This is a genomic window from Streptomyces sp. LE64 (assembly GCF_052606915.1).
Window position 1 is genome coordinate 3,468,778 of record NZ_CP199708.1, and the last position, 11,223, is coordinate 3,480,000.

Annotated in this window: 7 protein-coding genes; 4 read left to right on the forward strand and 3 right to left on the reverse strand. The window is 75.3% G+C overall.

Translation table 11 applies throughout. The features are described 5' to 3' along the window. Positions 1-167: 167 nt before the first annotated feature. On the forward strand, positions 168-2,324 hold the full coding sequence (locus tag ACSMX9_RS15725; protein WP_445394755.1) for an asparagine synthase-related protein: 2,157 nt from the start codon (positions 168-170) through the stop codon (positions 2,322-2,324). A 13-nt stretch (positions 2,325-2,337) separates the two neighbouring features. Here ACSMX9_RS15725 and ACSMX9_RS15730 read toward each other — a convergent pair whose 3' ends face one another. Then, a complete protein-coding gene (locus ACSMX9_RS15730) occupies positions 2,338-4,404 on the reverse strand; it encodes a sigma-70 family RNA polymerase sigma factor (protein WP_445394756.1) in 2,067 nt (688 codons plus the stop codon). Between the two features lie 311 nt (positions 4,405-4,715). Then, complete coding sequence (locus ACSMX9_RS15735) at positions 4,716-5,573, reverse strand: TetR/AcrR family transcriptional regulator (protein ID WP_445394757.1); 858 nt, start codon at positions 5,571-5,573, stop codon at positions 4,716-4,718. Positions 5,574-5,974: 401 nt separating this feature from the next. Between ACSMX9_RS15735 and ACSMX9_RS15740 the strand changes: the two genes are divergently transcribed. Beyond that, positions 5,975-7,369: an NAD(P)/FAD-dependent oxidoreductase gene (locus ACSMX9_RS15740; protein ID WP_445394758.1), complete on the forward strand. Its 1,395-nt coding sequence runs from the start codon at positions 5,975-5,977 to the stop codon at positions 7,367-7,369. A gap of 144 nt (positions 7,370-7,513) precedes the next feature. Next, complete coding sequence (locus ACSMX9_RS15745) at positions 7,514-9,187, forward strand: ATP-binding SpoIIE family protein phosphatase (RefSeq protein WP_445394759.1); 1,674 nt, start codon at positions 7,514-7,516, stop codon at positions 9,185-9,187. Here the strand turns inward: ACSMX9_RS15745 and ACSMX9_RS15750 are convergent, their stop codons facing one another. Further along, entirely contained in the window at positions 9,188-10,462 is a 1,275-nt protein-coding gene (locus tag ACSMX9_RS15750; protein ID WP_445403001.1) for an MFS transporter, read from the reverse strand. It abuts the gene before it with no gap. 115 nt (positions 10,463-10,577) lie between these two features. Between ACSMX9_RS15750 and ACSMX9_RS15755 the strand changes: the two genes are divergently transcribed. Continuing rightward, a complete protein-coding gene (locus tag ACSMX9_RS15755) occupies positions 10,578-11,126 on the forward strand; it encodes a MarR family winged helix-turn-helix transcriptional regulator (protein WP_366117811.1) in 549 nt (182 codons plus the stop codon). Positions 11,127-11,223 lie beyond the last annotated feature (97 nt).

The following is an 11,223-nucleotide window of genomic DNA, read 5'->3' on the forward strand; positions in this document are numbered from 1 at the left end:
GTGCGCGTCCGCCGTCCCGCGCGCCGGTGTGCGGAGGGGCCGCGCACCACGACCCGGGAAGCCGGCCGGGAGGCGCTCCCGCGCTCCTCCTTCGTGGCAGCATGGTCCGGGTCCGTGGTTCCTGGTTCCTGCGGTGCACTGGTTGTCCACAGCTCGTGGAGGCGTCGATGCGGTGGTTGGTGGGGTGGAGCACGGCCGCCCCGAGCACGTCCGGACCGGGGTGTGCGGGCACGGTCGGTGCGGACGGCGAGACCCTCCAACCCGTGGGCGCCCAACTCCTGTGGGCCGACCCGGACCCGCTCTGGGCGGTCGGCGACTGGCGCCCGGACGAGATCCGCACCCTCACCGTCGACGCCGGGACCCGCCTCGCCGTCCTCGGCACCTGCGGCGCCTCCGACGACGAACTGCGCCACGGACTCCTGGTCGCCCGCGGCGGCGCGCTGCGCCACCTCACCGCCTGGTCCGGCAGCTACACCGCCGTCGTCCAGAGCGGCCGCCGGGTCACCGTCGCCGGCGACCTCGCCGGTGCCCGGCCCGTCTTCCACACCGCCTGGTCGGGCGGCACCGCCTACGCCACCGCCGCCCTCCCGCTCGCCGACCTCGTCGAGGCCCACCTCGACGTCGGCCACCTCGCCGCGCTCCTCGCCACCCCCGACGTCCCCGAGGCCCTGCACGACTCCACCCCCTACCTCGGGGTGCACCGGGTACCGCCCGGACACGCGCTGATCCTGCGCCAGGGCGCCCGCGAGATCGCCGGGTACGACCCCGTCACCTCCCTCACCGTGGCCGCGCCGCCCATCGACGCGGCCAGCGCCGTGGACGGGGTGCGCGAGGCCCTGGTGGAAGCCGTCCGGGCCCGACTCTCCGCCCCCCGGCACGTCCCCGGCGTCCTCCCCGACCCCGGTCCCGTCCCCGGGATGGGCCCCGCCGACCGCCGGGCCGCCCGCGGCACCCCCGCCCCCGGCGTCGGCGCCGACCTGTCCGGCGGCCCCGCCTCCGCCACCCTCGCCCTGCTCGCCGCCGGCCTGCCCGGCGTGCCCGGCACCGTCCGCGGGCACGGCACCGGCGGCGGCGAACGCCTCCTCGCCGTCACCTTCAACGACCTCGCCGCCCCCGCCGCCGACGAGCGCGCGCAGGACGACGAACTCGCCCGCGCGGGCGCCCTCGCCGCCGACCCCCGCCTCCACCACGTCGTCGTCGCCGGCACCGAACGCACCCTCCCCTACGTCGACCTGGACGGCCCGCTCACCGACGAACCCGGGCCCGGCCTGGTCACCGCGGCCCGGCACCGCGCCCGGCTCGCCGCGGGCAGCGCCGACCACCTCACCGGCCACGGCGCCCGCCAGGTCCTCGACGCCCACCCGGCCCGTCTCGCCGACCTCCTCATCGACCGCAAGCGACGCCATCTGATCCGGCCCGTCGCCGCCCTCGGCAAGGTCGACGGCAACGGCTCCCTCGGCCTGCCCGGGGCCACCCGCGCCTACGTCGCCGCCCGCCGCCTCGCCCGCACCCCCCACCGCGCCGGCATCGACGCCCTCGCCGACCGGCTGCTGCGCCGCCGCCCCGAGGAGCCCGGCGGCGAGGGTGCGCTGCGGGCCTTCCTCGCCGCCCTCACCTGGGCCCGCCCGGGGCCCGCCGCCCCCTGGCTCACCGGCGAGGCCCTCGCCGAGGTCGCCGCCCGCCTCCAGAGCGGCGCCGGCCGTCCCGGGCCGGGGCCCGGCCTGCGCCCCGGGGAGTTCCGCGCCCGGGCCGCGCTCGCCCGGCACGCCGCCGGCCTGCGGATCCTGGAACAGGCCGCCGAGGTCCGCTCCCAGCGACTGCACGCCCCGTTCCTCGACAACCAGGTGGTCCGCGCCTGCCGGGCGCTGCCCGAAGCGCTCCGGGTGCGCCCCGGCGCCCGCGCCGACGTCCTGCGCACGGTCCTCGCCGACTCCGGGATCTCCCACCTGCCGCCCGGCTGGGGCACCCCCGCGCCCGCCCCGCGGACCAGCGCCGCCCGCACCGGGCTGGGCACCGCCCTCACCGACCTGCTGGACCTGTTCGGCACCCCGTTGCTCGCCGACGCCGGGCTGGTGGAGGCCCGGGCCGTCCGCAAGGCCCTGCGGGCCGCCGCGGAGGGCGCACCGCTGCCCCCGGACGCCCTCGCCGGCCTCGCCGACCTGGTCGCCGTCGAACTCTGGCTGCGTCGGCTGCTCGCCCGTCGCGGCACCTGCTGGACGGGGACGCCCGGCCGGCAGCGGGCGGTCCCCACCGGTTCGGTGGCCCCCGACCGCAGTGCCCTCGGTGCCGCCCGCGGCGCACTGGGGGCCGGGGCCCGTCCCTGAGGGCGAACCGCCCTCAGCAGGTGAACCGGGACTGTGCCCAGGTGGAGAGCACCAGGGTGTCGAACACCGTGTGCGGTTCGACGACCAGGCGGATCGTGGACCGTCCGGTCAGGTCGACGTGCACCGCGACGCCAGGCCGGCCCGCCTTCACCATCGGCGAGTGCCACATCCGTTCCCCGTCCGCGTACACCGCGAAGCGCACCTTGCCGCCGCCGAGCGCCAGGTCGTCCACGCCGACGACGGCGTCGTAGGACCGGCACGCGCGGTTGAGGTCGATGGTCACGGACGACTGCCCGTGCACGGTCACCCCGTGCGGGTAGGGCTGTCCGGCGATGGACGGGCCCCGCCGCTGCCACACCCAACTGCTCTCACCGGGACGCATCTCCGGCCCGGTGCCGTCGCCGAGGCCGGCGTAGCGCAGTTCGCTCCACTCGTAGACCTCCGGGGCCGGCGGCGGGGTGGAGGGCGCGGAGGAGGACGTGGGCTCGGGGCGGGGGGTGGGCGTGGGCTTCGGAGAGGGGGACGGGGAGGGCGCGGAAGGGCTCGGCTCGGGCTCCGGTTCGGCGGAGGCGGACGGGGCGGCCTCGGGCTCGGGCGTGGGTTCGGGGTCCGGTTCCGCGGCCGGCGGCTCCGCCGGCGCCGTGGCGGGCGGGGCCTCGGCCTCGGCGACGGGGTCCGGTTCCGCGGCCGGTGCCGGTGCTTCCGGTGCCGGGCCCGCCCCGGGCGGCGGGGCGGCGGGTGCGGCCGGTGCCGGGGTGGGGGGCACCGGTTGCGGCCGGGCGACCGGCGGGGCCTCACCCGGCTGGGAGACCGGAGGCTTGGCGCGCGGCTCCTCGGGCCGCGCCCCCTCGTTGCCGACCAGGGCGAAGGCCACCGCGACGGCCGCGGCCAGGGCGAGTGCGGCCCCGATGCCCGCCTTGACCGGTCCGCCGACCGCCTCCGACAGGCCGCCGCCCCCGGAGCCGCCCGCCGAACCGGAGCCTGCGGCCCCGCCGCTCGCGGCGACCTTGCCGTAGCCGGCGGCGCCGAACCAACCGATGACGGCGACCGGCACGACCGCCGGGATGCCGCCGGCGACCTCCTTGATCTGCCCGGCCGCGATGCGGCACTTGGCGCACTCCTCCAGGTGCTTGCGCAGGCCCCGTTCGGCCCGCGTCCGCAGGCCGCCGCGGGCGAACGCACCGAGCCGGTCCGCGTAGCGGGCGCACTCCTCGCTGGTGGTCAGCGCGGTGCTCACATGGGCCTGGAGGTACGCCTGCTTGAGCCCCTCCCGGGCGCGACTGGCCAGGACCCGGGTGCCGTTGGCGTCGAGCCCGAAGAGCGTGGCGACCTCGCTCGGGGACTCGTTCTCGACCTCGGTGTGCCAGAGCACGGCCTGCCAGCGCTCGGGCAGGCTGCGGAACGCCCGCATGGCCATGGACCGTTCGGCCTCGTGCATGGCGCGGACGTCGGCGCCCTCGTCGACGGCGGTGTCGTCCGCCAGCTCCGAGCCACGGGCCGCCTGCGCGGCGAAGAGGGCGAAGTCATCGATGAGTTGTTCGCGTTTGGCGGAGTTCGTCCAGTGTGCGGCGACCCGGCGGACCGTGGTGAGCAGATACGCCCGCACGGCGTGCTCCGGCCCCGCGCCGCGGCGCACCGCCTGGAGCATCCGGGCGAAGACCTCGGCCGTCAGGTCGTCCGCGGTGTGCCGGTCCCGGCAGCAGGTGCGCGCGTACCGGTGCACCGCCGGGGCGTGCCGGCGGTACAGCGCTTCGTACGCGGAGTCGTCGCCGGCCCGCATGCGCCCGATCAACTCGGCGTCGGGGGGCGGCAGACCGGGGGACGGAGGCGGGTCCCCGGCGGTCGGTCCGCCGGGTGCCGGGGCGGGCGGCGGCGGGACGAGGCGGTGCCGCTGCTGGGGGACGGCGGCCCGCGGGTCGACCGTCGGACCGCCGGTGCCGGGCGGTGCGTCGGGAGCGCTCGGCGGCTTCGGTCCGACCGTGCGGGCCGGACCCGGTTGGCCGGGCACCTGGTGCGCCGGGGAACCGTCGGCTGTGCCGGTCGCGGGGCCCTTCGGCTCCTCCGGTCCGTCCACGTCCATCACGCAAAGCACCCGCCCGCACACTCTACGACCACCGGGCAAGCGTGCCACACCGGGATGGCGGCCTTGAGGCGTACTTCCCTCAGCCACTCATCCGAGGCACTCTTTTCCGGCCATCGACTTCAAGACGCTGACGAGCAACTACATGTAACGTGCAGGGAGTTGGCGGCGATGCGGCCGATTCGGGCTCTTTCCGACGGGTCGAACTTTTGGCCGATTTGATCTTATTGCCCTCGGAAGGGACCCGGCCCTCCGACGGGAACGGGCGTCGCCCGGCAGCCGGCACGGCCCCGGGCGACGCCCCCGCGCACTCAGGACGGGCGGGACCGCAGTCCCTCCAACAGGATGTCCAGCAGCCGGGCCGACGCCGCGGCCTGCTGGTCCGCATCGGGCAGCGAGGGCGCCGCCGTGGCGATCACCAGCAGCACGTCCGACACCGTCACGTCACGCCGCAACTCACCCGCGGAGCGGGCCCGTTCCACCAACCGCCCGACCACGTCGAGCAGGGCGTCCACCCCGGCGTCCCCGTCCCACCCGGCCGCCGCACCGGGCTCCGCGCCCGCCTCCACGGCCCCGCCCGCACCGGCCTCCTCGCCCGGGGCCGGGCCGGCCACCGGCACCGCGAGGGCCGCCGCCTCACCGCCCCCGGCGCTCCGCTGCTGCGGCACCCGGGGCTCCCCGGACGGAACGCCCTCGACGCCGTCCACGAGCGCGGCGCCCTCGTCGGGCACCCCCACCCGCAGCATGTGGGGCGGCAACAGCCGGCCCGCCCCGGACGCCACGGAGGTGCGCAGGAAACGCGACAGGGCAGACCACGGCTGCTCCTCCTGCCCCAACGCGGCCCGCGCCTGCTCCGTCAACCGGGAGGTCTCCTCCTCGGCGATCCGGCGCACCAACACGTCCTTGCTGGGGAACCGGCGGTACACCGTGCCGACCCCCACCCGGGCCCGGCGCGCCACGTCCTCCATCGGCGCTCCGTACCCCAACTCCCCGAACACCTCGCGCGCGGCACGCAACACGTGCTCCAGATTGCGCTGGGCGTCCACCCGCAAGGGCGCGGAACGCGCCGCCTGGGCCTGGTCGTGCCCGGGCGCGTTGGTCGTCGCGCCGGGCACCGCATGGGCCGTCACACCGCGTGCGGTCGGCCACTGCTGATTCTGCGTATGCATATGTGTTCCCCCGGATTCAAGACGTCTCCCCCCGGAGACGCTCCCCGCCGTCGGCAGATCGGAGCAGGAGGGACTTGGCGCGCGGGACGGGCTCCCGTGGGTGAGCCCGTCGAGTGTGTCCCCCGACACTCCGACGTGACACGAACATAGTTGAGCAGGGGTGGATTCAGAAGGGGCGCGTTCCGCCACGGGGACCCCCGATCGGAGTACGCCCCGATTGCACCCCTAATGGGCGGCTGACCGTGGGCCCGCTCCCACGCACTGACCTGCGCCTCCACGGGGTTTCCCAACGATATGGCGGCGGTTCCGCCCGTTCTGCGGGCACCGCGGTCCGCCGAATTCCGGTCACACAAATTGCTCAGGCTGTGGACAAACTCCGGAGCCCGTTGCGTCATGGGTGGGTGAAGGCCGCCAACGCCCCGGGAACACCACCCGGCCCGACACCCGCCGTCCGCGTCCTCGTGATCGGCGGCGGATACGTCGGGACGTACACCGCCCTGCGCCTCCAGCGGAACCTCGCCGCGTCCATCGCCCGCGGCGAGACGGAGATCGTCCTGGTCACCCCCGACCCCTACATGACGTACCGTCCCCTCCTCCCCGAAGCCGCCGCCGGTTCGATCGACCCCCGGCACGTCGTCGTCCCGCTCCGCCGGCTCCTCGACCGCTGCCGCGTCGTCATCGGCGAGGCGCACGCCGTCGACCACGCCAAGCGGACCGCCACCGTCAGCACGCTCGCCACCGCGGACGAGGGCACCGGCACCACCACCATCGCCTACGACGAACTCGTCCTCGCCCCCGGAACGGTCTCCCGCACCCTCCCCGTGCCCGGGCTCGCCGAACACGGCATCGGCTTCCGCACCCTCGAAGAGGCCATCGGACTGCGCAACCACGTCATCGAACAGCTCGACCTCGCCTCCTCCACCCGCGACCCCGAGCTGCGCGCCGCCGCCCTCACCTTCGTCTTCGTCGGCGGCGGGTACGCCGGCGTCGAAGCCCTCGCGGAACTGGAGGACATGGCCCGCTACGCGGTGCGCCACTACCACAACGTCCGCCCCGAGGACATGAGGTGGGTGCTCGTCGAAGCGGCCGACCGGGTCCTGGCCGACGTCGCCCCCGACCTCGGCGCCTACACCGTCAGCGAACTGCGCCGCCGCGGGGTCGACGTCCGCCTGAACACCCGGCTCGCCCGCTGCACCGACCGGGTCGCCCACCTCAGCGACGGCTCACGGCTGCCCACCCGCACCCTGGTATGGACCACCGGCACCGCGCCTCACCCGCTGCTCACCGCGACCGACCTCCCGCTGACCGACACCGGCCGGCTCGCCTGCACCGCCCGACTCGCCGTCGACGGCGCACCCCACGCCTGGGGCGCCGGCGACGCCGCTGCCGTCCCCGACCTCACCCGCCCCGGCGAACACACCGCCCCCCACGCCCAGCACGCCCTGCGCCAGGCCCGACTCCTCGGCGACAACATCGCCGCCGCCCTCGAAGGCCGGCCCCTGAAGGACTACGTCCACCGCTCCGCGACCTGCGTCGCCTCGCTCGGCCTGCACAAGGGCGTCGCCCACGTCCGCGGACGCCCGGTCAAGGGCTACCCCGCCTGGTTCCTGCACCGCGTCCGCCATCTGCGCGGGGTGCCCACCGTCCGCCGCAAGGTCCGCGTCCTCGCCGAGTGGACCCTCGCCGGGCTCTTCAGCCGGGAGATCGTCTCCCTGGGCTCCCTCGAACACCCCCGGGCCGCATTCGAACAAGCGGCGGGGGACACCGCCCCCGATGACCCGAAGGGGTCGACCTGACCCCGGTGCGGAACTCCTCCCGCCCCACCCGGCGTCTGACGGACGACCCACCACGGACGACGGATGTCGGACCCATCGGCCAGACTGGCTCACGCGACCCCCGGGCGGCCCGCCCGCCCCTCGACCCCACGAGGCTTCCACCCAGTGAACTTCACGCGCTGGAGCGCCCGGCTCCCCGGAACGCAGCGCCGCGCCGCCGCTCGATCCGCACACAGCACCCCGCCGGCCCCGCGGGGCCCGGGCCCCGTGCCCACCGCCCGGGCCGAACGCCGCACGGACGACACCGCCCAGGAGGCGCTCGACCGGCTGCGGGTCCCCGAGGTCCTCGACCGCGTCCCCGCCCTCGTCGCCCTGCTGCACGGCCCCGAGCACCGGCTCGTCCACGCCAACGAGGCGTGGACCACCGCCTTCGGCACCCGCACCCCCGAGCACGCCCCCGAGGGGCAGGACCTCCCCGAACTGGACGCCCTCAACCTGCCCACCCTCCTCGACCAGGTGCTGCGCAGCGGGAAGCCCCGCACCATCAAGTCCCGCAAGGGCCCCGACGGCCGCTCCTACACCGTCACCTGCACCCCGTTGGACGACGCCCCCGACGGCAGCGGCGGGAGCGACGTCCTGGTGTTCGCCGTCGACGTCACCGACCACGCCGACGCCGCCGAACGCCTGCGCGCCGGAGAGCGCAGCCAACGGGAGACCGCCGTCACCCTCCAGCGCTCCCTGCTCCCGCAGGAACTCGAATCCCCCGACGACCTGCGCGTCGCCGCCACCTACCACCCCGGCGGCACCGAAACCGCGGTCGGCGGCGACTGGTACGACGTCATCACCCTCGGCGGCGGACGCACCGCCCTCGTCATCGGCGACGTCATGGGCCGGGGGGTGCGCGCCGCCGCCATCATGGGCCAGCTGCGCACCGCCGTCCGCGCCTACGCCCGCCTCGACCTGCCGCCGCACGAGGTCCTCCAGCTCCTCGACGGGCTCGCCGCGGACATCGACGCCAACCAGATCGCGACCTGCGCCTACGCCGTCCACGACCCCAACGAGGGCAGCCTCGTCTACGCCTCCGCCGGGCACCTGCCGATCCTCGTCCGGGACGAACACGGCACCGTCCACCGCGCCGCCGACGCGACCGGCCCTCCGCTGGGCACCGGCGGCTGGGACCACACCTCCGGCAGCATCCCGCTGGGCCCCGGCTCCACGGCCGTCCTCTACACGGACGGCCTGGTCGAGCGGCGCGGGGAGGACCTCGACGAGGGGATCACCACGCTCGAACACGCCCTCGCCGGCGCCACCGGCACCCCCCAGGTCGTCTGCGACCGCCTGATCCGCACCGCGGGCGTCACCGCCGACCACGACGACGACGTCGCCGTCCTGGTCCTCCAGCACCCCGCCCGCACCGGCCCCGAGGGCGAGCTCTTCCGCAACGCCGCCCTGGACCTCCTCGGCGGGGTGGAGGCCGCGCCCCGGGCCCGGGCCTTCGCCTCCGGGGTGCTCACCAGTTGGCGCTTCCCCGCCGACCTCCACGACCTCGGGGTCCTCGCCACCAGCGAACTCGTCGCGAACTCCCTCCAGCACGGCACCCCGCCCATGCGGCTGCGGCTGCGCCGCACGGACCGCCGCCTGACCATCGAGGTCACCGACGGCAACGACCACCTGCCGCGCCGCCGCCGCGCCGAACTCGCCGACGAGACGGGACGGGGCATCGCCATCGTCGCCGCCATCGCCGCCTCCTGGGGCGCCCGCCGCACCCTCGACGGCGGCAAGGCCGTCTGGTGCGAGTTCGCACTGCCCCAGGGGTCCGGGGCCCGGCCGGAGGAGTGACTACACCCCGGCCGTGGCCTGCTCGGGCTTGCCCAGCGCCACCACCCGCGGCGCGACCAGCGAGGGCTGGTTCTGCTCGGGGGTCAGCTCCCGACCGAGCCGCACCGCCAGATAGGTGATGCCCAGGGAGAACAACAGGAAGGTCACCACGTACGGGGCGTGCCAGGAGGCGCCCATCGGGCCGCCCACCGCCGGGCCCACGGCCAGTGCCAACTGCTTGACCAGCGCGAAGGCAGAGTTGTACTGACCCACCATCCCGCTCGGCGCGAGATCGGCGACCAGCGGCGCCACCGTCGGCGACAGCAGTGCCTCGCCCAGTCCGAACAGCGCGTAGGTGGAGATGAAGGCCGCGGTCGCCATGGCCTGGCTCCCGTTGCCCAGCCCCGCGTAGGCCGCCGCCGCCCAGGCCACGGCCCAGATCAGTCCGACCGAGGCGATCACCCGGGAACGCTTGCGGTACTCGACGAACCGCAGCACCGCGAACTGGGCGATCACGATCACCGCCGTGTTGGCCGCCAGGGCGATGCCCAGCGTCGACGGCGAGATGCCCGCGGCCTCCACGCCGTACGCGGAGAGCCCCGACTCGAACTGTCCGTAGCAGGCGAAGAACAGCACGAAGCCGAGCACCATCAGCTGCACCATCGCCCGGTGCCCCAGCAGGGCCCGCAGTCCGCCGCCGGACCCGTCGGCGCGCACCGCCCCGGCGGCGACCGGCTCGACCTTCGGCATCCGCACCCCGACTGCGATCGCGGCGAGCACCAGGAACATCACGGACTCGATGAGGAACAGCGTGGTGAAGCTGCCCGGACGGTGCTCGTCGACGATCTGTCCGCCGATGAGGCCGCCGACGCCCAGCCCCAGGTTCTGGAGGAAGAACTGGGTGGCGAACGCCCGGGTCCGCCCCGCGGGCTCCGAGCACCACACGATCATGGTGGCCAGCGCGGGCTGCATCACCGCGGTGCCCGCACCCAGCACCGCCGCGGACAGCACCGCGGTCGCGGCCGTCCCCGACACCCCGAGCGCCAGCGCGCCCAGCGAGGCGGTGACCGAGGCGCCGACGAGCACCGGAAGGGGGCCCCGCCGGTCGATGACCCGGCCCACGAAGGGCAGGGCGATCAGCGCGGCCACCGCGAACGCGGCGAGCACCAGCCCCGCGGTGGTCGGCCCCAGCTCGCGCACGCGCGCCACGTAGACGTAGAGGAAGGGCACCGTGAAACCGATGCCGAACGCACTCAATGCGCTACCCGTCTGGATCCGGCGCATCGCGGCGCCCATCGCCCTGGTCACATTCACCTGCCTTAGACATGAAGACTTCAAAGCTAAAGTTCGAGGGTTAACAGTACATGCAGAAGGACTTCAACGCAAAGTCGGTTCGTGTCATACTGCGGCCATGCCTCCCACCCCGGCCGCGGGCGAGCCGAGCCTCGACGAGCAGATCGCCGCCTACCAGCGCGAGTTCCAGGGCCTCGACCCCCAGGTCGAGAAGATCGTGTCGGCCCTCGGCCGCCTCAACCGCCGGATGAACGTCGCCTACGGTCGCCAGACCGCGACCCTCGGGCTCAGCAACGCGGAGTGGGAGGTCCTCAAGGCCCTGGTCCTCTCCGGCGCCCCCTACCAGCTGGGCCCCGGAGACCTCGCCAAGCGCCTCGGCCTCACCCCGGCCGCCATGACCCACCGCATCGACCGCATGGTCGGCGAGGGGCTGGTCACCCGGGACCGGGACGAGACCAACCGCGTCCGCGTCATCATCGAGCTGACGGAGCACGGCCGGGAGAAGTGGCTGGAGGCCATGCAACTGGCCACCGTCTTCGAGGAGGACCTGCTCCAGGACCTCTCGACGGACGAGCGCACCGTCCTCGGCGAGGTCCTCACCCGTCTGCTCCGCCGGGTGGAGCACGCCCAGCCGGACGCGGGCGGTCGGCTCACCGATCTCGACTGAAAAGAACTTGACCTGCGGCGGTTGACAGTCGTTCGACCGCCCCGTAGTGTTCTCCGGGTTGCCGCCGAGCCTGAACGGTTCTGCGTCGACGACCTCC

Excerpts from the sequence above, each read along its gene's own strand:
- ACSMX9_RS15725 (WP_445394755.1), top strand. The coding sequence starts at position 168 with ATGCGGTGGTTGGTGGGGTGGAGCACGGCCGCCCCGAGCACGTCCGGA.
- ACSMX9_RS15730 (WP_445394756.1), bottom strand. The coding sequence starts at position 4,404 with ATGGACGTGGACGGACCGGAGGAGCCGAAGGGCCCCGCGACCGGCACA.
- ACSMX9_RS15735 (WP_445394757.1), bottom strand. The coding sequence starts at position 5,573 with ATGCATACGCAGAATCAGCAGTGGCCGACCGCACGCGGTGTGACGGCC.
- ACSMX9_RS15750 (WP_445403001.1), bottom strand. The coding sequence starts at position 10,462 with ATGGGCGCCGCGATGCGCCGGATCCAGACGGGTAGCGCATTGAGTGCG.
- ACSMX9_RS15755 (WP_366117811.1), top strand. The coding sequence starts at position 10,578 with ATGCCTCCCACCCCGGCCGCGGGCGAGCCGAGCCTCGACGAGCAGATC.